This window comes from Streptomyces sp. NBC_00287 (assembly GCF_036173105.1).
Lineage (GTDB): Bacteria > Actinomycetota > Actinomycetes > Streptomycetales > Streptomycetaceae > Streptomyces.
This window is the reverse complement of the sequence record NZ_CP108053.1, coordinates 466,332-489,817: the sequence shown is the minus strand read 5'-3', so window position 1 is coordinate 489,817 and position 23,486 is coordinate 466,332. Positions and strand designations below refer to the sequence as shown.

22 protein-coding genes are annotated in these 23,486 nt (G+C 71.6%); 7 read left to right on the top strand and 15 right to left on the bottom strand.

Features of this window, described 5'->3' with window-relative positions; all coding sequences use genetic code 11:
- Positions 1-9: 9 nt before the first annotated feature.
- Genes hemC through OHT76_RS02525 form a run of 3 tightly spaced genes read right to left on the bottom strand, consistent with a single transcriptional unit; the run spans position 10 to position 3,123 of the window.
- Positions 10-945, bottom strand: a complete 936-nt coding sequence (hemC, locus tag OHT76_RS02535) for a hydroxymethylbilane synthase (protein WP_328869052.1) — start codon at positions 943-945, stop codon at positions 10-12.
- 58 nt (positions 946-1,003) lie between these two features.
- The gene (locus OHT76_RS02530; protein WP_328869051.1) at positions 1,004-1,873 is read right to left on the bottom strand and encodes a hypothetical protein; all 870 of its coding nucleotides are present in this window, start codon (positions 1,871-1,873) and stop codon (positions 1,004-1,006) included.
- Between the two features lie 44 nt (positions 1,874-1,917).
- Complete coding sequence (locus OHT76_RS02525; protein WP_328869050.1) at positions 1,918-3,123, bottom strand: MFS transporter; 1,206 nt, start codon at positions 3,121-3,123, stop codon at positions 1,918-1,920.
- A gap of 74 nt (positions 3,124-3,197) precedes the next feature.
- On the opposite strand from OHT76_RS02525, the gene OHT76_RS02520 reads away from it, so the two are divergent.
- Complete coding sequence (locus OHT76_RS02520) at positions 3,198-4,196, top strand: ArsR/SmtB family transcription factor (RefSeq protein WP_328869049.1); 999 nt, start codon at positions 3,198-3,200, stop codon at positions 4,194-4,196.
- Here OHT76_RS02520 and OHT76_RS02515 read toward each other — a convergent pair.
- From OHT76_RS02515 to OHT76_RS02505, 3 genes are all read right to left on the bottom strand, one after another.
- Entirely contained in the window at positions 4,174-5,193 is a 1,020-nt protein-coding gene (locus OHT76_RS02515) for a questin oxidase family protein (protein WP_328869048.1), read from the bottom strand. The two genes, OHT76_RS02520 and OHT76_RS02515, sit on opposite strands and share 23 nt — an antisense overlap.
- A 91-nt stretch (positions 5,194-5,284) precedes the next feature.
- Complete coding sequence (locus OHT76_RS02510) at positions 5,285-6,061, bottom strand: NPP1 family protein (RefSeq protein ID WP_328869047.1); 777 nt, start codon at positions 6,059-6,061, stop codon at positions 5,285-5,287.
- 143 nt (positions 6,062-6,204) lie between these two features.
- Positions 6,205-7,185: an ATP-dependent DNA ligase gene (locus tag OHT76_RS02505; protein WP_328869046.1), complete on the bottom strand. Its 981-nt coding sequence runs from the start codon at positions 7,183-7,185 to the stop codon at positions 6,205-6,207.
- Between the two features lie 182 nt (positions 7,186-7,367).
- On the opposite strand from OHT76_RS02505, the gene OHT76_RS02500 reads away from it, so the two are divergent.
- Positions 7,368-8,018 carry a TetR/AcrR family transcriptional regulator gene (locus OHT76_RS02500; RefSeq protein WP_328869045.1) on the top strand — a complete coding sequence of 217 codons (651 nt, stop codon included), beginning with the start codon at positions 7,368-7,370 and terminating at the stop codon, positions 8,016-8,018.
- Positions 8,019-8,031: 13 nt separating this feature from the next.
- Here the strand turns inward: OHT76_RS02500 and fes are convergent, their stop codons facing one another.
- Positions 8,032-9,330: an enterochelin esterase gene (fes, locus tag OHT76_RS02495; RefSeq protein WP_328869044.1), complete on the bottom strand. Its 1,299-nt coding sequence runs from the start codon at positions 9,328-9,330 to the stop codon at positions 8,032-8,034.
- 126 nt (positions 9,331-9,456) lie between these two features.
- On the opposite strand from fes, the gene OHT76_RS02490 reads away from it, so the two are divergent.
- The 3 genes from OHT76_RS02490 (at position 9,457) to OHT76_RS02480 (ending at position 12,912) form a co-directional block, all read left to right on the top strand.
- Complete coding sequence (locus OHT76_RS02490) at positions 9,457-9,966, top strand: MarR family winged helix-turn-helix transcriptional regulator (protein ID WP_328869043.1); 510 nt, start codon at positions 9,457-9,459, stop codon at positions 9,964-9,966.
- Between the two features lie 75 nt (positions 9,967-10,041).
- Complete coding sequence (locus OHT76_RS02485; protein ID WP_328869042.1) at positions 10,042-10,509, top strand: peroxiredoxin; 468 nt, start codon at positions 10,042-10,044, stop codon at positions 10,507-10,509.
- Between the two features lie 60 nt (positions 10,510-10,569).
- A complete protein-coding gene (locus OHT76_RS02480; protein ID WP_328869041.1) occupies positions 10,570-12,912 on the top strand; it encodes a SpoIIE family protein phosphatase in 2,343 nt (780 codons plus the stop codon).
- Between the two features lie 8 nt (positions 12,913-12,920).
- Here the strand turns inward: OHT76_RS02480 and OHT76_RS02475 are convergent, their stop codons facing one another.
- The 3 genes from OHT76_RS02475 to OHT76_RS02465 form a co-directional block, all read right to left on the bottom strand.
- A complete protein-coding gene (locus tag OHT76_RS02475) occupies positions 12,921-13,361 on the bottom strand; it encodes a cupin domain-containing protein (RefSeq protein ID WP_328869040.1) in 441 nt (146 codons plus the stop codon).
- A gap of 99 nt (positions 13,362-13,460) precedes the next feature.
- Positions 13,461-14,495 (bottom strand): non-homologous end-joining DNA ligase, encoded by a 1,035-nt coding sequence (gene ligD / locus OHT76_RS02470; protein WP_328869039.1) that lies wholly within the window; start codon positions 14,493-14,495, stop codon positions 13,461-13,463.
- A 3-nt stretch (positions 14,496-14,498) separates the two neighbouring features.
- Positions 14,499-15,095, bottom strand: coding sequence for a DNA polymerase ligase N-terminal domain-containing protein (locus OHT76_RS02465; RefSeq protein WP_328869038.1), 597 nt, complete (start codon positions 15,093-15,095; stop codon positions 14,499-14,501).
- Between the two features lie 96 nt (positions 15,096-15,191).
- Between OHT76_RS02465 and OHT76_RS02460 the strand changes: the two genes are divergently transcribed.
- The gene (locus OHT76_RS02460; RefSeq protein WP_328869037.1) at positions 15,192-16,256 is read left to right on the top strand and encodes a LacI family DNA-binding transcriptional regulator; all 1,065 of its coding nucleotides are present in this window, start codon (positions 15,192-15,194) and stop codon (positions 16,254-16,256) included.
- On the opposite strand, the gene OHT76_RS02455 is transcribed toward OHT76_RS02460, so the two are convergent.
- Genes OHT76_RS02455 through OHT76_RS02440 form a run of 4 tightly spaced genes read right to left on the bottom strand, consistent with a single transcriptional unit; the run spans position 16,219 to position 20,841 of the window.
- On the bottom strand, positions 16,219-17,619 hold the full coding sequence (locus OHT76_RS02455) for a glycoside hydrolase family 32 protein (RefSeq protein ID WP_328869036.1): 1,401 nt from the start codon (positions 17,617-17,619) through the stop codon (positions 16,219-16,221). The two genes, OHT76_RS02460 and OHT76_RS02455, sit on opposite strands and share 38 nt — an antisense overlap.
- Positions 17,616-18,470 (bottom strand): carbohydrate ABC transporter permease, encoded by an 855-nt coding sequence (locus OHT76_RS02450; protein WP_328869035.1) that lies wholly within the window; start codon positions 18,468-18,470, stop codon positions 17,616-17,618. The genes OHT76_RS02455 and OHT76_RS02450 overlap by 4 nt, the downstream gene beginning before the upstream one ends.
- Before the next feature lie 14 nt (positions 18,471-18,484).
- Positions 18,485-19,435: a carbohydrate ABC transporter permease gene (locus tag OHT76_RS02445; protein WP_328869034.1), complete on the bottom strand. Its 951-nt coding sequence runs from the start codon at positions 19,433-19,435 to the stop codon at positions 18,485-18,487.
- Positions 19,432-20,841, bottom strand: a complete 1,410-nt coding sequence (locus OHT76_RS02440) for an extracellular solute-binding protein (RefSeq protein WP_328869033.1) — start codon at positions 20,839-20,841, stop codon at positions 19,432-19,434. Before OHT76_RS02440 ends, OHT76_RS02445 begins: the two co-directional genes overlap by 4 nt.
- A 160-nt stretch (positions 20,842-21,001) precedes the next feature.
- On the opposite strand from OHT76_RS02440, the gene OHT76_RS02435 reads away from it, so the two are divergent.
- Entirely contained in the window at positions 21,002-22,549 is a 1,548-nt protein-coding gene (locus OHT76_RS02435) for a glycoside hydrolase family 32 protein (protein WP_328869032.1), read from the top strand.
- On the opposite strand, the gene OHT76_RS02430 is transcribed toward OHT76_RS02435, so the two are convergent.
- Positions 22,539-23,471: an aminoglycoside phosphotransferase family protein gene (locus OHT76_RS02430; protein WP_328869031.1), complete on the bottom strand. Its 933-nt coding sequence runs from the start codon at positions 23,469-23,471 to the stop codon at positions 22,539-22,541. The genes OHT76_RS02435 and OHT76_RS02430 overlap by 11 nt on opposite strands.
- Positions 23,472-23,486: the final 15 nt, after the last annotated feature.

The window sequence follows — 23,486 nt, the reverse complement described above, 5'->3', positions numbered from 1 at the left end:
CACCGGCTCTCAGTGCGGGATGCCGTCGATGATCTCGCGGGCGCCCTGCCGCAGCAGTGCCACGGCGACCGAGGTGCCGAGGGTGGCCGGATCCAGTCGGCCGGCCCACTCGTGAGCGTTCAGCCGGGTCTTGCCGTCCGGGGTGAACACGCAGGCCCGCAGGGACAGTTCCCCGCCGTGGTCCACACGCGCGTACCCCGCGATCGGGCTGTTGCAGTGCCCCTGGAGCACATGCAGGAACATCCGCTCGGCGGTGGCCTCCCGATGGGTGTCCGGATCACCGAGGCCGCTGACGGCGTCGATGAGCTCGTCGTCGTCCTCCCGGCACTGCAGGGCGAGGATGCCCGCGCCGATCGGCGGCATCATCGTCTCGGGGGAGAGGACCTCGCTGATCACGTCACACCGGTCGATCCGCTCCAGGCCGGACACCGCGAGCAGCAGCGCGTCCGCCTCGCCGGCCTGCAGCTTCGCCAGCCGCCGGTTGGCGTTGCCGCGGAAGGGCACGCACTCCAGATGCGGGTGGGTGGCGGCGAGTTGGGCGATCCGGCGCACCGACGAGGTGCCGATCCGGGTGCCGTCCGGCAGCTCGTCCAGGGTGAGGCCGCCCGGGTGGATCAGGGCGTCGCGGATGTCGTCCCGCTTGAGGAAGGCGGCGAAGACGGTGCCCGCCGGAAGCGGCCGGTCGGCGGGCACGTCCTTGACGCAGTGCACCGCCAGATCGGCCTCACCGGCCAGCAGGGCGGCGTCCACCTCCTTGGTGAATGCCCCCTTGCCCTCGACCTTCGACAGGTCTCCCAGCCACTTGTCACCGGTCGTCTTCACCGGCACGACCTCGGTCCGCACCCCGGGATGCAGGGCAGTCAACTCGGCACGGACGCGCTCCACTTGGGCGAGCGCCATGGGCGAGTCGCGGGAGACGATACGGATCAGTTCGGGGACGGACATGCCGACACGATAGACCTTCGGATCACAGGGACCGTGCCATACCGCTCGATTCCGTCACTCAGGGCAGCCGCCACTCGAAGGGGAAGTGGTACTCCGGCCAGCGCTCTGCCATGTCCGCCAGCGCGGCGGCGTTGTCGGGCATGCGCACCAGGCAGCGATGGCGCAGCAGTTCACGCCGCTCCGCGTGGGTGAGCAGCGCGTCGACGCTGTCCTCGCTCACGGCGTCGATGTCGCCGCGTTCGCACACGTTGACGTGGTCGCCCTCCGGCGTGCGCACATCCACCCGGAAGTCCGTGCGCCATTGCGAGTTGTGCCCCCAGCCCTGGGACAGATCGACGGTCGGGCGATGGCGGCGCAGATAGGTCCAGTACAGCGGTGAGCGGTCGGCCACGCCGCGTTCGGCGTGCCGGACACCCGCGCGAACCCGCACCCCGGCCCGGCTGAACAGGACGTCCCCGTGCCGCAGCCTGGGCCACACGACCTCGGTGACGCTGATCGGCTCGTCGGGATCCTCGGCCTGCTCGACCTCGACGATCTCGTGCAGGAACGGATCGAAGACGGCGGCCTCCTCGAAGGGCGTCATGCCCAGCCGGGAGAACAGCTCCCGGTACTGAGCCGGCGTCACCGACGGCCACCCGTCGAGCGGGTCGGGCCCCTGGTCGGGGCGCGGCTGGAACGACAGCAGCAGTACGTCACTGACACGGCTGAGCGCGTACAGCTCCCACAGCAGATCACCGCACCGCTCGTCCAGGTCCTCGCCCGAGGAGCGGGGCAGCATCCCGACGCCCTCGCCGAGGACCCCGACGTACCCCGCTTCGGCCCGCCGCAGCCACGGCTCCACCACCGCGGTGAACGCGCCGGGGCCTTCGTGGTCCGCCAGCGCGTGGAACAGCTCCCGCGCGTGGACCCACGTGTTGTCCGTTTCCATGCGCGCACACGGTAATCGCGGCAAGCGCGCAGGAGCCAGGTGATTTACGACGGTCCCTGTGCCCGCTGTTCCCGCTGTTCCCAGGAGAGCACCGCGAGCGCCCCGGCCGTGACCAGCCCCCCGACGAGAAACGTTCCGCGCACCCCGACCGCCGTGAACAGGGCGCCGCCGAGGAGGGCGCCGACGGCCACGCCCGCGTTGAAGGCGACCGAGTTGGCGGCGAGGGCCGATTCGGTGCGGCCGGGGGCGACATGGAGCACCCGGCTCTGCGAGGCCATGAACGCCGGCCCGACCGACGCCCCCAGCAGCATCAGCAGCGCGACGCACACCACCTTGCTGTGCCCGCCCGCGTACAGGCCGAGCAGGGCGATGGTCTGGGTCGTCACCGGCACGGCGAGCGTGGCGCGCGGGAACCGGTCGAGGAGCGGACCGGTCACCGTGACCCCCGCCAGGCCGGCCATCCCGAACGCCAGCAGTACGGCGCTCACCGCGTCGTCCTCGAACCCGCTGACCTCGTTCAGGAACGTCACGACATACGTGAACGCCGTGAACACGCCCGTCACCGACAGGGCGGTGGTGGCGACGACAACCAGGAAGCGGCGCCGGTCCGGGGCGACACCGTAGGCCGAGTGACTCTCCTGCGGGCGGGACGTCGGCAACAGGACGGCGACCGCGACGAGCGACACCAGCGCGAGCGCGCCGAGCACCGCGAACGGGGTCCGCCATCCGGCGTGCGCGCCCAGCCAGGTTCCGGCCGGCACTCCGAGCACCGTGGCCAGCGAGCCCCCGACCGACAGCAGACCGATGACCCGCCCGCGCCGCTCGGGCGGGTACAGGCCGACCGCGACCGGGCCCATCACCGACCAGTACAGCGCCTGTGCGAGCGCCGTCGTCGCGCGTGTCGCGAGCAGCGGGCCGTAGGAGACGATGCCGAGCGTCGAGGCCCAGCTCGCCGCGGCGAGCAGGCCGAGCAGGACGGTCAGCAGGTGGCGGCGGGGGATCGCGCGGGTGGCGTGGGCGAGGGGCAGGGACACCACGACGACGGTGAGCGCGTAGCCGGTGACCAGCAGGCCCACCGTCGGGAGTGAGACCCCGAGGTCGTCCGCCATGAGGGGGAGCAGGCCCACGGGGAGGTTCTCGGTGGTGTTGAAGGTGAACGCCGCGAGCATCAGCGCAGCGACGACGGCGCCTCGGCGCCAGGCGGGGCCTTGGGCGGTGTTCTCGGCGGTTGCCGAGCGGTAGTCGGTCATCGGGGCCAGCGTGCTGGGCCCGGGAAGGCGGCTCTACTCTTTCGTCCCAGGCCGAATCACCGACGGAGGCCGCCTTGCCCCTGACCCTCGCCCTGGGCACCGACGACCTGACGCGCTGCCGGTTCGCGATCTCACCGCTGTGTCAAACCCACGAGGCGCTACGGCTGTTGCGGCGCCCCGCCCGGCACGGCTACCACCGGGGCTGGCTGCGCCGAGTCCGCCGTACCGTCGCCGGACTCGACCTGTCCCCGCTGTGGCTGTTCATCCCGCCCGCCGGCGGCTACACCCCCGACTTCCTCGGCCCGCCGCCGGACGAGCCGTACCCCGCCATCGAGGACGAACTGGCGCGGATGCGGGCCACCGACCCGGCCCTCGCCCGCGCCGAGATGGCCCGCTCCCTCGCCTGTACGCCCGGACTGGCCGCGTCACCCCAGGGGCGCGCGGCGCTCGACGACCCCGCCGCCACTGTCCGGCGCCTCGCCGACCTCACGGAGCGGGCCTGGCACGCGCTGCTGGCCCCGGACTGGCCACGCCACCGGGCCGTCCTGGAGGCCGATATCGCCCACCGCTCCCGGCAGGCGGCGGACGGTGGACTCGACGCGCTGCTCACCGGCCTGCACCCCGGCATCGGCTGGGCCGGGCACACCCTCACCCTGCGGATGTACGGCGACCTCGCCGACGCCCAACGCGCCGACGGGCGGGGCGTGTTGCTGATGCCGAGCGTGTTCGTGTGGCCGGACGTCGTCAGCGGCTTCGCCCGGCCCTGGCAGCCGACCGTCATCTACCCGGCCCGGGGAATGGGCAGCCTCCACGACCCAGGCCCGCCGAGCCCGCCGCAGGCACTCGCCCGGCTCCTGGGCCACCAGCGTGCCGCGGTCCTCACGGGTTTGACCGCTCCCGCCTCGACCACCGAACTCGCCGCCCGGCACGGCCTCGCCGTGTCGACGGTCTCGGCCCATCTGTCGGTACTGCGGGAGGCGGGCCTGCTGAGCTCACGGCGCGAGGGGCACTATGTCCTGTACGGGCGGACCGAGTTGGGTGACGCCCTGGTCAGGAGACCAGAGGCTCGCTGAGTTCGATCGCCCGCTGGGCCGCGGCGAGCGCGAGATCGTCGCCGACGTCCAGGGCCGTGTCGGTCAGCTTGATCACGTGCTCGTCGCCGTGTGCGAGGGCCCGCTCCATGACCTCCTCGGCGGTGAGCCGGGCGGTCGGCCGGTAGGCGACCGGCTCGTCGGGGGCGTACATGGCGGTGACGGCGGCGGACGCGGTCCAGGCCGCGCGCAGGCTCGGCGCCCATTGGTCGCGCGGCAGCGAATCCAGCGTGCGCAGCACGGCGTTGGGGGCGGTCGCCGCGTGCACGAGCATGGTCGGCTCGCCGTGGGCGTGGGTGGCATAGCGGTGCGTCGTAGCGCGCACGAGCTCCGTGAGCCGCTCCCGCGCGAGGTCCGGGTCGGTGATGTCGTCCGCCCATACGGGCAGTCGGTGCACGGCGGCCAGGCGGTCCAGGAACCCCAAGTGGCCCTTCGCGATCACGGGTACGGCATCCAGGGACTCCCTGGCGGTCGGCGCACCCGGCAGCACGGCGAAGCCGGTCACCGGCTGGTGCCGGGCGGCCCAGTAGCCCAGCGCGTGGGCGAGTTCGGTGCGCCTGGGCGCGGTCTCACCGGCTTCGAGGGCGCGTACGGCATGGCCGACCCGGATGATCACATGCGTCGCGCCGCCGTACATCCCGGGCAGCAGCCGCGGCCACCACTCGGCGAGGACGTCCCGCCAGGGCCGGTCGGCGAGCGTGCGGGAGAAGTGGTCGGTCCAGTCCGTGATCCGGCGCGGATCCCCCAGCGCCGAGGGCCAGTTGTCGTCCGTGACGGGGGCCAGCCGGTCGGGGAAGTCCTCCAGCTTGTGCCGGTACTGGTCCACCCAGCGGTGCGCCGCCCCCGCGTGGCCGTGCGCGGCGAGCGCCTCGACGACCATGGGGGCGTGGTTGGACAGCCAGCCCTCGCGTTCCGGACCGGCGGCGTGCAGGCGTTCCAGGGCTTCTTCGAGCTGTCCGCTCGTGTCGGTGGTGTCCATGCCGACGACGCTAGACAGCCGCTCGGGGAAGCGGATCGGGCCCGGGGCGGAGGCGGGAAGCGCCGCTGGTCCTACGCCCCGGGCCCGAGGCTCACGCGTACGGGTCGAAGGTGATGCCCGACGGCTTGGCGGACGAGAGGTGGTTGCCGAAACTGGCGTCCTTCAGGCCGAAGTTGGCGCTGCCGAAGTTGTACGCGACCAGCTTGTCGCGCACGCCCGACGGGTAGCCGTTCCAGCCGACCAGCGGCGGGTACTGCCAGGTGCCCTTGTGGTTCTCCGGCGGCTCGTCATTGGAGCCCGCGAGCCGGAAGCAGTGCGTGCTGATGCCGTCCTTGTGATACACGATCTTCGCGTGCGTGCCGTCGAAGCGGACGGACGAGGCCGCGCTCACCGTGAACGAGCCGTGGTTGGACGTCGAGACGTACTTGACGGCGCCGCTCTGCACCCAGATCACGACATGCTCCCAGTCGTGCCGGTGCCCGCCGATGCTGCTGCCCGCGACTGCCTGGTCCTTCTCGAAGTACAGGCCGTACATGTAGGCGCACCAGCCGTTGTTGCACTTGTAGCGCGAGTAGCTGTTGGTGTTGTCGAGGTCCGAGGCGTCACGGCAGCTGCCGTTGAGCGCGCCGGTCGGGTTGAGACCGCCGTTGACGGTCCCGTCGGCGCCGATCGCGGGCGTGGAGTAGCAGCCGTCCGTGTCGTAGTCGAAGGCCGGCTGGTAGGTGAACTCGGCGGACTCGGCATTGGCGGGCAGCGCCGGCGGCGGGGCCGCGAAGGCGACGGAGGGGAAGGCGATGACGAGCGCGGCGGCACCGGCGAGACCGGTGAGCCATCTCCTGCGGTGCTTCTTCAACGACGGTGACGACACTGCGTCCTCCTCATGATGCGGGCGCAGCCCAACGGCTGTGGGGGAAAGGGAAGTTCAGCTTCCCGACTTTTCATGTCCGCGCCAAGAGGGGACAGGCATCCCTCCGGTTACGGCTGCCCCAACAGTTGGATCTTGAGGAAGAGTCAGTCGACGTCGTCCGGCAGCTCGGCCGCCGACTCCTCCGGCGTGAGATCGGGCCGCAGCCGCAGCCAGGACGGCTGACGCAGCAGCCCGGCCCGGGTACGGGTGCTGAACCGCACCTCTCCGACCAGCCGCGGAACGACCCAGTGCGCACCCGGCACCACAGGCACGGGATCGAAGGGGCATACGTCCGTTTCGGCGGCCCTGAGCAACGCGCCGAGCTGCTCGCGTTCCTGTTGACTCCAGCCGGTGCCCACTCCGCCGACGTACCGCAGGCGCCCTTCGGCCCGCTGGCCCACCAGCAGTGCGCCCGGCAGGCCCGTGATCCGTCCCTTGCCGGGCAGCCAGCCGCCCACCACGACGTCCTCGCTGTGCATGTTGCGGATCTTGATCCAGGCCCGGGAGCGCACCCCGGGCTCGTACACGGAGTCAAGACGCTTGCAGACCAGGCCCTCGAGTCCGTGTTCCTGGGTGGCCCGCAGCGCCTCTTCGCCGTGGCCGACGAGGGCCGCGGGCGTCGACCAGTGCGGTCCGTCGAGGCCGAGCCGCTCCAACTGCTGGCGGCGCCGCACATAGGAGAGCGGGACCAGGGAGCGGTCGGCGAGGTGCATGACGTCGAAGAGCACCAGGTGTACGGGCGTCTGCGCGGCCCGACGTGCCGCCCGGCCCGGTGCGTGGGCAAGGCCCATCCGGGACTGGAGCAACTGGAAGTCGGCGCGTCCCTGCTCGTCGAGGGCCAGCACCTCCCCGTCCAGCACCGCGGGCGTGGCGCCGAGCGCGCCGCCCAGCGGGCGCAGTTCGGGATAGGCGGCGGTGACCTCCTCGCCGGAACGGGCGCGCAGGACCAGGCTGCCGTCCCCCGCGAGGTAGATCACCACCCGTTGGCCGTCCTGCTTGGTCTCGTAGGCCCAGCGCGCGTCCTGTGTGGCGGGCGGGAGAATGCCGGGCGTGGCGAGCATCGGGGGGATCAGCGGCAGGCTCACGGGTGAGTTGTCGACGCGCGAGCGCCCCGGCACGCCCCTCGGCCTCGGGTTTCGCCTGAACGGCGGGACACCTCGCCCCGTAGGCTTTCGTTCCGTGAACAGCCGCCGCGCGGCGGATCCGCGGTGGCCGAAGGGACCGGCTGGCGCGGGCGGAATCGAGCAGTCCCGGTGTGGTGATGAGCATGGCAGGCAGGGCGGTCCGGGCGGAGCAGGTCAGCGCGACCCGGGAGCTGATCCTGACCGCGGCCGAGCGGCTGTACGCCGAGCGCGGGGTGTACGCGGTCTCCAACCGCCAGGTCGGCGAGGCCGCGGGACAGGGCAACAACACCGCCGTCGGCTACCACTTCGGCACCAAGACCGACCTGGTCCGCGCGATCGTCCGCAAACACGCGGCGCCCATCGAGGAGATCAGGACCCGCCTGGTCGAGCGGGTCACCGGCTCCACCGAGCTGCGCGACTGGGTGGACTGCCTGGTCCGGCCCGTCTTCCAGCACCTGGCCGACCTCGGCAGTCCCACCTGGTACGCCCGCTTCTGCGCCCAGGTCATCACCGACCCCGCCCTGCACCGGATCATGGTCGAGGAGGCCATGGGGTCCCCCGCTCTGCGGGAGATCGTCGACGGACTGCGCCGGTGTCTGCCCGACCTGCCCGACGACGTCCGGGCGGAACGCGGCGACATGGCACGCCATCTGATCGTCCACATGACCTCCGAGCGGGAACGCGCGCTCGCCGAGGGCACCGCCACGCCCCGGACCGACTGGGCGGACGCCGCCACGGGGCTGATCGACGCGCTCGTCGGCATGTGGCAGGCGCCGGTGACCGCGAAGGGCTGACGCTCCGCACGGGTCACCGAGTCAGCAGGCGGACCAGCCCGTCGGCCAGGGCGCCGTGCCAACAGGCGTGGTCGTGGCCGCCGTTGAACTCGGCGTGGGTGATCTCGTAGCCGGACGTGCGCAGTGCCTCGTACAGGGCGCGGTTCTGGTCGAGGACGGCGCCCTCGTGCACCCCGACGTCCAGATGGACTGTCAGGGGCCGTGGTGCGGTGGCGGCGAACCGGCCCACCAGCCAGGGTCTGCCGAAGACCACGGGCTCGGTACCGCCGCGCGGGGAGAGCCCGGGCCGCCACCACAGGGAGGCGGACTGGGCGAGAACCCTGCCGAACCGTTCGGGGCGCAGATGACCGGCGTGCAGCGCGGTCACCGCGCCGAGGCCCTGTCCCGCGACGACGGTCCGGCGTGGGTCGTCGGTGAGCGGCCAGCGGTTCGCCGCCCAGGGAAGCAACTGGTCCGCCAGGAAGGTCACGAAGGCGTCGCGGGCGCCCAGTTCGCGCCACCGGGTGTCGCGGTCCACCGCCTCCGGTGCCAGCACGGCGAGCGGCGGCAGCGTCCCGTCGGCGATCAGCGCGTCGAGGGTGTCACCGAGACCGAGCCGGCCGAACCACAGGTCGCCGTCGCTCAACACCGCGACCGGCAGCGGCGAACGGTACACGAGCGGCGGCAGATACACCCAGGTGTCACGCTGGCCGCCGAGCGCCTTGGCGGCCACCCGGTGCCGCTCCACCCGTCCCGCCGGAACCGTGCCCCGCCGACCGGCCCACGGCTGGGGCGGGGCGTCCGGCAGCGCGAGGACGGACGCGGGCGCCTCCTGCCAACGGGCTGGGACTGTACGCCGGTTGAGGGGATCGGGCGCGGCGTGCGTGGACAGCGCCCGGAGCCGGTCCTGGAGGGCATCCGGGTCGGTGGGCGGCGCCTTGGGGGAGATGTCCGCGGCCAGCCGGTAGGAGCCGCGGTGATCGGCGCGCAGGCGGAGACCGAGGTGCCATACGTCGGTGCCGGGGACCTGGTCCAGCAGGGAACCGGCGAGGTGGTCGGGGTCGACGAGGGGGTCGGCGTACAGCAGGACCTGCCGGGTCGCGCGGTGCCCCCGCCACAGGAAGGTGACCGCCCGGTGGCCCGCTTCGCCCTCCAGTTCCTCGACGAGCGGGGTGCCGAGGCGCTCCGCCTCGGCCCAGAACTCGGCGGTCAGCGCCGCGCGCCGGGCCTCGTCGGCGGTGGCCAGCCGGTCCATGAGACGTGCGACGCGCGGTCCGGTGATCCGGACGGGGTCGGTGTCACCGTGTCTGGGCGCAGCGGGTGCGACGGTCATGACTCGCTCCTCCTCCCGTCGACGAGAACGCCAACAGGGATACTTAGGTGAGGCTAGCCTAATCACATCTGGGGAGGGTGCGGGCCATTTGATTGAGTTAGGCAATGAGATGGTAAAGTGGCAGGTATGCCCACCCCACCGCTCCCGGACGTCCCCGCCTCCCCCGAAGTGATCGAGATCGAGCGCGCCCTCAGCCGCATCACCTACCTGAGCACGCGCGCCCGTCAGCACGAACGCCTGATGGCCGTGGCCGGCGTGCCGCTGGACCGCGCCGCCGTGGCCCTGCTGCGTCAGGTCGCCGACACCGAGCCGCTGCGCCCGGGGGAGCTGGCCACCCGCCTCGGAGTGGAGGCCTCGCACGTCACCCGTACCGTGCAGCAGCTGGAGAAGTCCGGCTACGTCTCCCGTGTCCCCGACCCGGCCGACCGCCGCGCCCAGCGCGTCGAGCTCACCGAGACCGGCCGCCGCGCCATCGCCGACGTCCGCAAGGCCGGCGCCCGCGGGATGCAACTGGCGCTGGCCGACTGGAAGCCGGAGGAGCTGCGGCAGCTCGCCACCCTGTTCCACCGCATGGTGGACGACTTCCTCGCATACTCCATCGACGAGGAACCGGCCCACCACACGCCCGGTACCTGACCGGAAGCCCTCGCGGTACCCTCCGGTAACATCGCGCGGCAGACGGCCGTTCGGGCCCGGACCGGAGGGACAGAAGTGAGCGCACGTGTGGAGATCGGGGACACGGTCGAGGACTTCGCCCTCCCCGACGAGACCGGCACCCCCCGCAAGCTGTCCGAGCTGCTCGCCGAGGGGCCGGTGGTGCTCTTCTTCTACCCCGCCGCCATGACCCCCGGCTGCACCGCGCAGGCCTGCCACTTCCGCGACCTGGCCGCCGAGTTCGCCGCCGTCGGCGCCCGGCCCGTCGGCGTCAGCGGTGACCCCGTCGAGCGCCAGCAGGAGTTCGCCGGACGGCACACGCTCGGCATGCCGCTGCTCTCCGACGCCGACGGCACGGTCCGTGAGCGGTTCGGCGTCAAGCGCGGTCTCTCGCTGGCCCCGACCAAGCGCACCACCTTCGTCATAGGGCAGGACCGCAAGGTGCTGGAGATCGTCCGCAGCGAACTGCGGATGAACACCCACGCCGACCGGGCGCTGGAGGCGCTGCGCGGCCGCAAGGGCTGAGACCGGCGGTTTCGCCGGGCGCGGTTGATGCGCCGCGTCCGGGGGACCATTCTGGACACTATGGAGCAAGTCGCCGCGGCGGCGACCATCGACGCCCGCGGCAGGGTGACGGGGTGGAGCGAAGGTGCCCGGATGCTGACCGGGTACCTGGCCGAGGAGGTCGTGGGACGACCGGCCGCCGACCTGCTCGCCGAGGACGTGCCCACTGCGGTGCTCGTCGCGCGGGCCGGGCGGATCGTCCTGCGCCACCGCGCCGAGGGCACCGTCACCCTCACCGTGTCGGCGTGCCCGCTGCTCGGCCCCGACGGCTCCGAAGAGGGCTATGTGATCACCACCGAGCGGCCCCGTGAGGGCCCGGAGGCCACGCTGGCGGCGCGCGCCTTCGAGCAGGCCTCGATGTCGATGTCCGTCTTCGACACCCAGCAGCGCTATCTGCGGCTGAACGAGGCCGCCTGCCGGGTGATGGGCGTTCCCGAGGAGGTCCTGCTCGGCCGACCCTTCCTGGAGACCGTCGAGGACGCCGTGCACAGCCGCGGCTTCCACAACAACCTGCGCCAGGTCGCACAGACAGGCCGGCCCGTCCAGTACGAGAGCTTCACCGGCGCACCCGCCCTCAACCGGGAGCACGCCTGGAGCATCGAGATGTGGCCGGTACGCAACGACGACGGAGAGGTGTCCGCGGTCGCGCTGGCGGCCCTCGACAGCAGCCCCCAGTACTGGGCCCGGCAGCGCCTCGCCCTGCTCAACGAGGCCGCCGCCTCCATCGGCACCACCCTGGACGTGGTGCGCACCGCCGAGGAACTGGTGGAGCTTCTGGTGCCGCGGTACGCCGACTTCGCCAGCGTCGACCTGCTGGACTGGGTCCTCGGCGCCGACGAACTGCCGACCGTGGCCGACGGCGACATCGTCCTGCGGCGCGTCGCCCACGGCTCCGGCCACGAGGGCACCCCGGAGGCCGCCGTCCGCCTCGGCGAGGCCGACGTCTACCCGGCGTTCTCCCCGCCGGCGCGGTCCTTGCACACCGGGCGGGCCGTCCTCAGCCAAGCGGGCGAGCCCGACTTCGTCCGCTGGGTCGCCGAACGCAACGCCCGCGCCCCTGCCGGACGGCCGTACCGCAAAGGCGTCCACTCGATGCTGGCGGTGCCGCTGCGGGCCCGCGGCACCACACTCGGCGTCGCGGTGGGCGTACGCATCAGGGATGCCGAGGACTACGGCCCCGATGACGCCGTCCTCGCGGAGGAACTGGCCAGCCGGGCCGCCGTCTGCATCGACAACGCCCGCCGCTTCGCCCGCGAACGCAACACCGCGCTCGCCCTCCAGCGCAGCCTGCTGCCCCGCGGGCTGCCCGGGCAGGTGGCGGTGGAGGTCGCCCACCGCTATCTGCCGTCCGGTTCACCGGCCGGGATCGGCGGCGACTGGTTCGACGTCATCCCGCTCTCCGGCAACCGGGTCGGCCTGGTCGTCGGCGATGTGGTCGGCCACGGCATCCCGTCCTCGGCGACCATGGGACGGCTCTGCACCGCCGTACGCACCCTCGCGGACGTGGACCTGCCGCCCGACGAACTGCTCACCCACCTCGACGACCTGGTCATCCACCTCGCCTCGGACGGCTTCGACGACGAGGTCGCGGAACTCGGCGCCACCTGCCTCTACTCCGTCTACGACCCCGTCTCGCGCCGCCTCACCATGGCCGCCGCCGGCCATCCGCCCCCGGCCGTCCTGCTGCCCGACGGCACCGCACGCCTGGTCCCGCTGTCCGCCGGACCCCCGCTCGGCGTCGGCGGACTGCCCTTCGAGGCCGTCGAGTTGGAGCTTCCCGAGGGCGCGGTCGTCGCCCTGTACACGGACGGACTGATCGAGGAACGCGACCGCGACCTCGACCACGCCGGCGCCGAACTGTGCCGGGCGCTGGCCACGCCCGCCGACTCGCTCGACGCCCTGTGCGACACCGTGCTGAAGGCCGTCATGCCGGAGGAGCCCAGCGACGACGTGGCCCTGCTGCTGGCCCGCACCCGGGCGCTGGGCGCGGACCGCGTCGCCACCTGGGACGTCACCCCGGACCCGGCCCAGGTGGCCCCCACCCGGCAGGCCGCGACCGAGCAACTCGCCGCCTGGGGCCTGGAGGAGACCGCCTTCGTCACCGAACTGGTCGTCAGCGAACTCGTCACCAACGCCATCCGCTACGGCGAACCCCCCATCCAGCTCCGGCTGATCCGCGACCACAGCCTCATCTGCGAGGTCTCCGACGGCAGTTCCACCTCACCCCATCTGCGCCGGGCCCACGCCTACGACGAGGGCGGCCGCGGACTCCTCCTGGTCGCCCAGCTCACCCAGCGCTGGGGCAGTCGACAGACCGGCCGCGGCAAGACCATCTGGGCGGAACAGCCGCTCCCACCGGGCTGATCAGCTGATCACTGGAAGGGACAGCCCGGGTTCGGCGCGTCCTGCGAGAACGGCGCCCCGTGCGGCAGGACGTACAGCACATCGAGGACGATCGCCGTGTCACCGAGATTGCGCCCGATGTGGACATTGCCCGGCCCGGCCGGCTCCTCGATGAAACTCCCCTTCGGGTAGACGCCGTCGGAGGCGCACGTCGAGTCGAAGTGGCTCAGCGTGCCCTGCTGCACCCAGGCGTACAAGGGGCCGTCGTGGTAGTGCCATCCGGTGGCCTGGCCGGGCGGAATGGTTATCTCCCGCAGGATGTAGTCGGTGCCGCCGACCGTCTTCTGGCTGATGACCCGTCCGGAGACTCCGGGGCCCGGGGGAGTGGCCTGGGCGGTACCGGTTCCGGACAGGAAGAGGGTGGCGGCGGCCACCGTTGCGGTGACGGCGGAGCGGAGGGCGAAGCGCATACGAGGGCCTCCCGGCCGAGAGCGGACAGCGTCGACTTCGCCGTGAACATAAAGGCGCGGCGGGCGCGTTGGGGCCGGAACCCAAAGATCCGCGTCCACTCAGGCGGCCACCCGGCCCGCGGGCCGCTCCCGCACCACATCGCCCGGCTCCTTGTCGTCCCGCAGCCCCAGATACCGGGGATGACGCAGCATGCCGTCGCGCGTCCACTCGGTGAAGGCGATCTGCGCGACCAGCCGCGGCTCCACCCACCGCGCACCCGCCTCACGCACCGGACCGTCGAACGGCGAGCCGGAGCAGCGCAGCCCGTCCAACCGCTCGCGCAGATCCAGCAGCGTGGCCCGGTCGAAACCGGTGCCGACCTTGCCCGCATACCGCAGCCGCCCGTCCTGGTGATAGCCCAGCAGCAACGCACCGAGCCCGACCCGGCTCCCGGCCGGCTCGGTGAAGCCGCCCACCACGAACTCCTGCCCCTGGGAGCACTTGAGCTTCAGCCAGTCCGTCGACCGGCGCGCCTGATAGTCGCCGTCGGCACGCTTGGCGATCAACCCCTCCCAGCCGCGTCCACAGGAGTCGGCCAGCAACTCGGCACCGCCCTCGTTGCGATGGGGCGTCAGCCGGAGCGGGGCACGGTAGGCCAGGGCGCGCCGCAGCAGTGATTTGCGGCCGCGCAACGGCAACCGTGCGGTGTCCTGCCCTTCCAGCCTGAGCAGGTCGAACACGTAGTACGTCACGGCGACACCGCTCGCCTCGACGTCCTGGCGCCGGGTCAGCCCCATGCGCTGCTGGAGCCGGGAGAAGTCGGTGCGGCCGCGTGAGAACGCGACGATCTCGCCGTCGACGGTGAAGTCCGTGCACGCCTGCCCGGCCAGGGCGTCGACGATCTCCGGATAGGTGGCGTTCAGCCGCCGCCCCGAGCGGGACAGCAGCGCCACCTGACCGCCCTCACGGACGGCCAGCACCCGGATGCCGTCCAGCTTCCGCTCGAAGAGCCAGTCCTCCGACGGATCGGAGAAGTCCCGCCGGTCGCTCAGGGTGGCCAGCATGGGTCGTGCGGCCAGCTCCGCGCCCGGGCGGGCCGTGCGCAGCAGCGCCCGCTGCTCGTCCGGCAGGGAGTCGAGCAGGCCGGCCGTCACCGCTCACTCCTCCCCGCCGTCTTCGGCGGCGACCTGCGCGAGCGTACGGCCGGACGTCACCGACCTGGCGCGGCGCGGGTCGGGGGTGCCGTGCCGCCGCGCCCGGCCGCCCTTCGCCTTCACCAGCAGCCAGGCCCCGTCATCACGGATCCGGGTCAGCGCGTACTCCCCGTGCAGCTTCGAGCCGCTCAGTCGGAAGGTCGCGTGCCCGTGCTCGATCGACTCCCCGAAGTCGACCGGCCGCCCCTTCCGGTCGTGGCTGAGCGGCTCGTACGTCCCCTGATCCCACACGATCACGGTCCCGCCGCCGTACTCGCCCGCCGGAATGACGCCCTCGAACTCCTCGTACTCCAGCGGATGGTCCTCGGTCGGCAGAGCCAGCCGCTTGTCCTGGGGGTCGTCGGACGGCCCCTTGGGGATCGACCAGGACTTCAGTACGTCGTCGACCTGCAGCCGGAAGTCGAAATGCAGGGTGCTCGCGTCATGGATCTGGACGACGAAGTGATGCTCTTCGTCGCCGGGCGTGCGGTTCTTGCCGCGCGGTTCTCCGGTCCGTGTGAAATCGCGCTTGCCGCGATACTTCCCCAGTCGCTCACTCACGAGCCCCGGGTACCCCGGTCGGCTCGGTAGACAACGCGGCTCGCGGATAGGGTGAGAGTGATCAACCGGTGGGGTGGGACAAGGGCGGCGGACGGCATGGGCACAGGCGAGGAGAAGCAGCTGACGGGATCCGCGCGGCCCACGTCACGGGATGTCGCGCGGCTCGCCGGGGTCTCGCACACCGCCGTGTCCTTCGTCTTCAACGGGCGTGCCGAGGGCAACCTCTCACCCGCCACCCAGGAACGCATCCGGCAGGCCGCCGCCCAGCTCGGCTACCGGCCCGACCCCGTCGCCCGCGGGCTGCGCCGCCGCCGTACGGCCGTGATCGGCCTGGTCACCGACGAGATCGCCTCCTCGCCCTTCGCCGGCCGGCTGCTGCGCGGTGCCATGGAGACCGCCTGGGACAGCGACCACCTCGTGCTGACCGTGGACTCCGGGGGCGACCCGGCCAAGGAGGACGCGGCGGTCGCCGAACTCCTCGACCGGCGCGTCGACGGCATCATCTACGCGGCCATGTCCCTGCGCCGCGTCCGCGTCCCCGAGGGACTGCACCGCACCCACTCCGTCCTCGCCAACTGCCTGCCCGAGGACGACTCCCTGCCCGCCGTCGTCCCGGCCGAGCGCGCAGGAGGCCGTACGGCGGCCCGGCTGCTGCTGGAACAGGGGCACCGCCGGGTCGCGCACATCGGCGGCCTCGACGACATCGCGTCCGTCGAGCGGCTGCGCGGCTTCAGGGACGCTCTGCGGGCGGAGGGGATCACCGTGCCCAAGGAGTGGGTCGTACGGACCGGCGGCGAGATCTCCGGCGGGTACGAGGGCGCGCTGCGCATCCTCGAGGACGCCCCCACCGACCGTCGCCCGACCGGTGTCTTCTGCTACAACGACCGGGTCGCGGCGGGCGTCCTGCACGCCGCGACCCGGCTCGGCATCACCATTCCCGGCGACCTGTCGATCGTCGGCTACGACGACCAGGAGCACATGGCCGCGTTCCTCGCACCGCCCCTGACGACGGTCTCGCTGCCGCACCGGGCGATGGGCGAGGCGGCCGCGCGGCTGCTCCTCGACGCCATCGAGACGGGCCGCACCCCGCCCGCCACCACCCGGCGGCTGGCCTGCGAGGTGGTCACACGTGCGTCGGTGGGACCAGCTCCCAGCCGGTGACAGCCGCCCCGGACACGCGCAGTTCGGGCACGTCGTCCGGGCGCCGGTAGACCCGCTCGGTGACCGTCGCCCAGTCACCCACGAACAGCTCCAGCAGGGAGCCGTCCACCAGCACCCGCACGTCCAGCCGCGGCCCGCCGGGCACCCGCACCTCGATCGGCGCGGAGCCGTCCTGCCGCGCCCGGGGCCAGCCGGTGCGGTCCAGCGTCACCACGCCCTCGGCGGGATCCAGCCGCACCGTCAGCTCCGCGCCCGCGGCGGACCGCAGCAGAGTCACCGTCGCCGGGCCCTCCGCCGTGACCGTCAGGTCGTAGGCCTCCGGCAGAGCTCCGGTACCCGGTGCCGTCACGAACGGCTCGTCCGCGCGCAGCAGTTCCAGCTCCGGCGCCGGTACGACCCTCAGCGCGCCGTCCGCGTGCACGTCGACCACCCTTGGCGCGCTGAGCACCCCGGCCCACCCCGCGCGGTCCACCTCGCTCTGCTCGCGCGCCTCCCAGGACCAGCCCCACATCAGGGCGCGGCCGTCCTCTTGCAGCACGGCGGGGGCGTAGAAGTCCCGCCCTTGGTCGAGCCGCCCGCCTTTGCGTGCCGCGAAGCGCAACTCGCCGGTGTCGTTGGTGACCAGACTGCCCGTCAGGTATCCGGTCGCCCATGGGTCGCCGTCCCAGAGTGAGACCACCAGGACCCAGTCCCCACTCGCCGTCGCGTACATCTGCGGGCACTCCCAGCCCACCGCCCGGTCGCCGAACGCCTCCGCTGCAACCGGGTCGTTGCCGTCGAGCAGGACGCCCGCGAAGCGCCAGTCGGTCAGGTCGTCGCAGTCGTACAGCAGGACCGACGGCGTCCCGTCGGCGTGCCCCGCGCCGAGCAGCGCCCAGCGTCGGCCGCCGCTGCGGAAGACGAACGGGTCGCGGAACATCACCACGTCCAGATCGGCGGGCGGGCCCAGGACCACGGGCGTGGGCAGCGGCTTCCACTCCGCGAGCGCGGGGTCGTCGGGGTCGGCAGCGCGGGCGAGACAGACCGTGCCGAGGCCGATGTGCTGCCGGTCGACCCCCGTGTACACCGCCGTAGGCACTCCGCCGTCGTCGACCACGCACCCGGACCAGCAGCCCGCCTCGTCCGGCCCGCCCGGAGTCGGGGTGAGCGCGATCGGATGGTGCTCCCAGGTGACCAGGTCGGCGCTGGAGACATGGCCCCAGTGGACGTTCGTGTGCACGGGAGCGTCGGGGTTGTGCTGGTAGAAGAGGTGGTGGCGGCCACGCCAACGGAAGGGGCCGTTGGGGTCGTTGACCCAGTTGGCGGGTGGACGGACCCGGAAGCGGGGGGCGTTGGGGTCCAAGGACGCGGGGGCGTGGCTCAACGGTTGACTCCTGCGGACGTGATGCCCTCGCGAAGAGGGCGCTGGCCGATGACGAAGACGGCGACGGCGGGGATCATGGACAGGACGACACCGGCGAGCACGACCGAGATCGAGCCGGTGCCGAGGTTGCCCTGGAGGGAGACCAGGCCCAGCGGCAGGGTGTAGTTCTGGCCGGACGTCTCGAGGATCAGTGGGCGGAAGAACTCGTTCCAGTGGTAGTTGAAGGCCAGCACGCCGACGATCGCGAGGCCGGGCGTGGCGAGTGGGGCGTAGACCGACCGGAAGGTCCGCCAGGGTCCGCAGCCGTCCAGCATCGCCGCCTCGCCGAGGTCCTTGGGCATACCGAGGAAGTACTGGCGCATCAGGAAGGTGCCGAAGGCCGTCGGGAAGGCCGGGATGATCAGACCGAGCAGGGTGTCGGTCAGACCCATCGACTTCAGCACCAGGAACACCGGCACGATGGTGACCTGGAGCGGCACCATCATCGTCGCCAGCACCAGCCCGAACAGCGGCTTCTTGAACCGGAATTCGAGGCGCGCGAAGGCGTAGCCGGCAAGCCCAGCGGTGATCATCTGGCCGACCGCGATCAGCGCGGTCACCAGCGTCGAGTTCAGTGCGAGCAGCCACACGTCGATCTGGTCGAAGACCCCGGAGTACGCCTCGGTGGTCGGGTTCGTCGGGATGATCTTCGGGGGCAGGTCGAAGGACTCGGCCGGGGTGCGCAGCGAGGTGGAGACGGTCCAGATGACCGGTCCGAGGGTCAGCAGCGCGCACACCGTGAGACCGGCGATCCGCGCCCAGGGCGCGAGGGTGTGCCGGGTACGGCTGAGGTTCATTGTCGCTTGGCTCATGGGACTCACCCGGCTCACTGGTAGTGGACGAAACGCCGGCTGAGCCGGAACTGGAGGGCGGTCACCGCCATGATCAGCACGAACAGCAGCACGCCCACTGCGGACGCCTCGCCGAAGCGGAGCTGTTCGAAGGCGTTCTCGTAGATGACCATCACGACGGTGCGGGTGGAGTCGCCGGGGCCGCCGTTGGTGAGGACGTACGGCTGCTCGAAGACCTGGAGCGCGTTGATGATGCCGACCACGGAGGCGACCAGCAGCGTGGGCGAGAGCAGCGGCAGCGTGACGGTGAGGTGCTTGCGCAGGCCCGTCGCGCCGTCCAGGGATGCCGCCTCGTGGATCTCCTTGGGGATGTTGTTGAGGCCGCCGACGAACAGCAGGAACGAGAACCCGAACTGCTGCCAGACATAGACCAGCACGACCGCCGTCATCGCGCCGTTCTCAGACGTCAGCCAGGGCACCGGCGCGATCCCGACCAGCCCGAGCAGCCAGTTCACGACCCCGAAGTCCTGATTGAACAGGTACTTCATCACCACCGAGATCGACGCAGCGGACAGCACCAGCGGGAAGAAGAACGCCGACCGGAACACCGAGCGCAGCCACACCGGCATCCGCCCGTTCACCGCCAGCGCCAACACCAGCGCGATCAGCAGTTGCAGCGCGACCGCGAACACCATGAACACCAGGGTGTTGCGGAAGGAGACCAGCACGGTCGAATCGCCGAACACCTCACGGTAGTTGGCGGCCCCCGCGAAGCTCGGATCGTCGATGACGTTCCAGTGGAACAGGCTCAGGACGATGGATCCGGCGATCGGTACGACGGTGAAGACCACGATGCCGACGATCGTCGGGGCCAGGAACAGTGCGGCCAGCAGCCGGCTGCCCCGGTCGCGGGCGGAGGGCTTCGGGGCGACCGGGGCGGGCGCTGCCGGTTGCGGTCGTACGGCCTGGATCTGGGTGTTCGTCATACGTCACGCTCCATGGCCTTCTCCAGGTCGCTCTGCATCCGGCGCAGCGCGGGTCCCACCGAGCGCCGGGAGGCCAGGGCCGTGCCGGTGTGCTTGAGCAGCACCTGCTCCACCTCGGCGACCTGGGGCGGCGCGGGGATCGGCCCGGTGTCCGGGAACTTGTCGAGGGTGTCGTAGAAGACCTGCCAGTGGTTCGGGCCGGTCTCCCGGTAGCGGGCGGCGGTCAGCATCGAACGGCGTGCCGGGGTGGTCTGGTTGGTCACGAAGAGCCGGTCCAGGGTGTCCTTGCGGGCGGCGTACTTGATGAACTCCCAGGCTTCTTCCTGGCGCTTCGAGGTGCGCAGCAGGGCGTAGCCGGCGGCGCCGAACTGCATGCGCTGGGTGCGCCAGCGCGGGAAGTACTGGACGTCGTAGTCGGTGGCCTTCATGCCGGCCAGGTTCAGACCGCCCGCCCAGAAGCCGCCCGCGGGGGTCACGCCGACCCGGCCGGTCGAGAACACGCCGACGAGGTTCTGGCCGTTGCCGCCCTCGGGGCGGGTGCACAGGTCCTCCTGGATGAGGGAGGCGAGATAGTCGTATGCCTCCTCCACGCGGGCGTCGGTGGCCTGCGGGGTCGTCCAGCGGAAGCCGCCCCCGCGGCCCTGCCGTTCGGCGGCCGGGTAGAAGCCGTCCCACAGCCAGGCGCCGCCCGGTGCCTTGGACTCGGCGAGGAGATTGGTGCCATTGGCGAACAGCCAGGGGACGACACCGCCCCACAGCCGGTTGGTCCAGAAGTACGGCGTGAACTGCGAACCGCTGGACTTCTTCATGTCCCGCAGCAGCGCGGTGAAGTCGTCGCGGGTCCAGTCGGGGGCCGGGAAGCTCGCGCCCGCGCGCTGGAGGACCTGGTGGTTGAGGTACATGTCGGCCGCGTTGAACTCGACCGGCAGCTGGTACAGGCTCCCCTCGTACATCATCGACTCCACCAGCGAGGGGTGGACGTCGGCGAAGTACTCGCGCAGCTCGGCCGCGTCCCGCTTCACCCACTTGTCCAGGGCCACCCCGAGGCGCTGGGCGAAGAGCTGGACGCCCTCCGTGGCGACGTAGACCAGGTCGGGAGCGGTGCCCGCGGCGATCTGGGTGAGGATCTTGGCGAAGAAGTCCGACCAGTCGACGGCCTGCACCGCGTTGATCCGCAGCTTGATGTCGGGGTGGAGCTGCTTGAAGCCGTCGGTGAGCGTGCGGATGGCCTCGGGGCCGTAGGCGGGCCCGAGGGTGGCGACGACGAGTGAGTCGTCGTCGCGGCCGGGAATGTCGGCTCCGGTGAGCCGGTCCCAGGAGGCGGCGGTGCCGGCCAGGGCGGCGGCTCCCGCGCCGTAGGCGCCGTACCGCAACAGGGTGCGGCGGGTGAGGTGCGAGTCGGTCATCTAACGGGCCTAACTCGTGTTAGATCAGGGTTGATGCCCCAGATGATGTGAAGCGCGTTACGGCGCTGTCAAGAGTCGTGACAGCTTGACCTTTAACGAGTTAGGTCGCAGAGTCCTGGTCCACATGAGCCGCCGTTTCCGACGAGAGGAACGATGTGTGATGCGTGGGATGTCCAGGAGAGCGCTCTTCGCCGGATCCACGGCGGGCGCGGCAGCCGTCCTGCTGCCCGCCGCGCCCCCCGCCGCCGCGAGGACCAAGTCCGCCGCCACATGCGCCAGTTACCGCGCCACCTACCACTTCACGGTCCCCGACCAGTGGAAGAACGACCCGCAGCGACCGGTGTGGATCGACGGCGAGTACCACTACTACTACCTGTACAACCCGGACTACACGACCGGCGGCACGACCACGGGCACCGCCTGGCGCCTGGCCACCAGCACCGACCTCGTGTCCTTCACCGACCGCGGGATCGCCGTGCCGAAGGACACCACCCCCAACGGCGACGTCTGGTCCGGCTCGGCCGTCGTGGACACCGACAACACCGCCGACTTCGGCGCGGGCGCGGTCATCGTCCTGGCCACCATGGCGCCCGACGAGGTCACCCAGGCCCAGTACCTGTACTACTCCACCGACGGCGGACGCACCTTCCGCCCGCACGGCACCGGCCCGGTCCTCGCCAACCCCGGCGTGCGCGACTTCCGCGACCCCAAGGTCGTCCGGGACGAGGAACGCGGCCGCTGGGTGATGACCCTCGCCGAGAACAACAAGGTCGGCTTCTACCACTCCGCGGACCTGAAGTCCTGGACGTACGTCAGCGGCTTCGTCAAGGACGGCATCGGCGTCCTGGAGTGCCCCGACCTGTTCCGCATCACCGCCGACGACGGCACGGCGAGGTGGGTGCTGGGCGTGAGCGCCAACGCCAAGGCCTCCGGGCTGCCCAACACCTACGCGTACTGGACCGGCTCCTTCGACGGCACCACCTTCACCGCCGACGCGAGTGACCCGCAGTGGCTGGACCACGGCTGGGACTGGTACGGCGCCGTCACCTTCGAAAAGCGGGGCGGGAACGGTGAAGTGGACGCGCACACCCGCTACGCGATCGGCTGGCTGAACAACTGGGACTACGCCAACACCACGCCCACGATCGACTCCGACGGCTTCAACGGCACCGACTCGATCGTCCGCGAGGTCCGGCTGAAGCGCGGCTCCTCGGGTGCGTACTACCTGGCCTCGCGGCCGGTCGCCGCACTGGACTCGTACGTCTCGCGAACGGTGAGCCTGGGTGATGTGGAGGTCAACGGCACCCACGAACTGGACTACACGGGCACCGCCTACGAGCTGACCTGTGAGATCGCATGGGACCAACTCACCGGAGCGGGCGTCCAGTTGCGCCGCTCACCCGACGGAGTCCGGCACATCGACGCCGGGATTTACGGCGACTACGCCTTCCTCAACCGCCGCCCCACCGTCAACCCCGACGCCTCCGGCCGCTGGCAGGAGAGCCACAGCCCCTTCGACCGGGGAGCGGGCCGGGTTCGGCTGCGCATCCTGGTGGACCGTACCTCGGTGGAGATGTTCATCGACGACGGCCGGTACGTGCACACCTCGGAGGTCTTCCCGTACCTGATCGACACCGGGGTCGCGCTGTTCTCGATCGACGGTACGGCGGTCTTCCGGAACACGGTGATACGGGAGTTCACGGTGTGAGTCCGGTACCGAACCAGGCCTCGGCGAGAGCGGGCAGCTTCTTCTCGCCCGGTTCGCCCAACTCCCGCAGATACCAAGGAAGTTTGCTGTAGACGTGCAGCAGCGTGTACGCGAGCAGGACGGCCGGCTCGAAGGTGCGGCCGTACGACCTGGCGAGCAGGGCCATCAGTCCCGGATCCCCGCGCGTGACGAACAGGCCGACGCCCACGAAGTCGTAGGCGCGGTCCCCGATCATGGCGGGCTCGAAGTCGAACAGCCCCGTCAGGCGTCGGCCGCCCGGATCGACGAGGAAGTGCTGCTGCATCACCTCGGTGTGCAGCAGGGACGGCTGCGGTGTGCGGGGCAGGGAGACGGAGTCGAGGAAGTCCGGGATCTGCTCCAGCCACACCTCCGGCAGCCCGTGTGCACGCTGCTGCTCCACGGCCCCGGCGCGCTGCCGGTCCACGAAGGCGCCCCAGTCGCCGGGGCCGAGGACGTCCTGAAGGGGGTCGGGGGTGAGGGAATGCAGTACCGCGAGGGCGTGGCCGACCTCGGCGACGAGCCGCTCCCGGTCGGCCCTCGGCACCCGGTCCCAGGACCGGGCCAGGTTCTCCCCGCGCAGGCGGGACATCAGGACGTACTGCCAGCCGTTCTCGTACGCACCGAACTCCCGCACCTGCGGCGTCGGTACGGGCAGCCGCCCCTGGAGGAAGGACAGCACCCGCCCCTCGGCGATCCCGTCCTCGGCGGCGGCCCCGGGGAAGAGCTTGAGCACATGCTCGTCGCCCACGGCGTAGACCGGCTGTGAACCGTCCGGGAAGCGGGTGAGCGGCTCTCCGGCGAGGCCGAGGCGGGCGCACAGGTCCTCCGCTCCCGGGCGCATCACCGTTTCGTCCGGGACGACCGCGTCCCATTCCTCGTCCGTTTCCACGACGGGCAGCATGATCGGGACGGTATG

Bases quoted from the DNA above. Each gene is read 5' to 3' on its own strand.
- OHT76_RS02450 (WP_328869035.1), bottom strand. From the start codon at position 18,470: ATGAGCCAAGCGACAATGAACCTCAGCCGTACCCGGCACACCCTCGCG.
- OHT76_RS02445 (WP_328869034.1), bottom strand. From the start codon at position 19,435: ATGACGAACACCCAGATCCAGGCCGTACGACCGCAACCGGCAGCGCCC.
- OHT76_RS02500 (WP_328869045.1), top strand. From the start codon at position 7,368: ATGGCAGGCAGGGCGGTCCGGGCGGAGCAGGTCAGCGCGACCCGGGAG.
- OHT76_RS02525 (WP_328869050.1), bottom strand. From the start codon at position 3,123: ATGACCGACTACCGCTCGGCAACCGCCGAGAACACCGCCCAAGGCCCC.
- OHT76_RS02530 (WP_328869051.1), bottom strand. From the start codon at position 1,873: ATGGAAACGGACAACACGTGGGTCCACGCGCGGGAGCTGTTCCACGCG.
- OHT76_RS02440 (WP_328869033.1), bottom strand. From the start codon at position 20,841: ATGACCGACTCGCACCTCACCCGCCGCACCCTGTTGCGGTACGGCGCC.
- OHT76_RS02480 (WP_328869041.1), top strand. From the start codon at position 10,570: ATGGAGCAAGTCGCCGCGGCGGCGACCATCGACGCCCGCGGCAGGGTG.
- OHT76_RS02460 (WP_328869037.1), top strand. From the start codon at position 15,192: ATGGGCACAGGCGAGGAGAAGCAGCTGACGGGATCCGCGCGGCCCACG.
- fes (WP_328869044.1), bottom strand. From the start codon at position 9,330: ATGACCGTCGCACCCGCTGCGCCCAGACACGGTGACACCGACCCCGTC.
- OHT76_RS02430 (WP_328869031.1), bottom strand. From the start codon at position 23,471: ATGCTGCCCGTCGTGGAAACGGACGAGGAATGGGACGCGGTCGTCCCG.
- OHT76_RS02475 (WP_328869040.1), bottom strand. From the start codon at position 13,361: ATGCGCTTCGCCCTCCGCTCCGCCGTCACCGCAACGGTGGCCGCCGCC.
- OHT76_RS02515 (WP_328869048.1), bottom strand. From the start codon at position 5,193: ATGGACACCACCGACACGAGCGGACAGCTCGAAGAAGCCCTGGAACGC.
- OHT76_RS02490 (WP_328869043.1), top strand. From the start codon at position 9,457: ATGCCCACCCCACCGCTCCCGGACGTCCCCGCCTCCCCCGAAGTGATC.
- OHT76_RS02435 (WP_328869032.1), top strand. From the start codon at position 21,002: ATGCGTGGGATGTCCAGGAGAGCGCTCTTCGCCGGATCCACGGCGGGC.
- hemC (WP_328869052.1), bottom strand. From the start codon at position 945: ATGTCCGTCCCCGAACTGATCCGTATCGTCTCCCGCGACTCGCCCATG.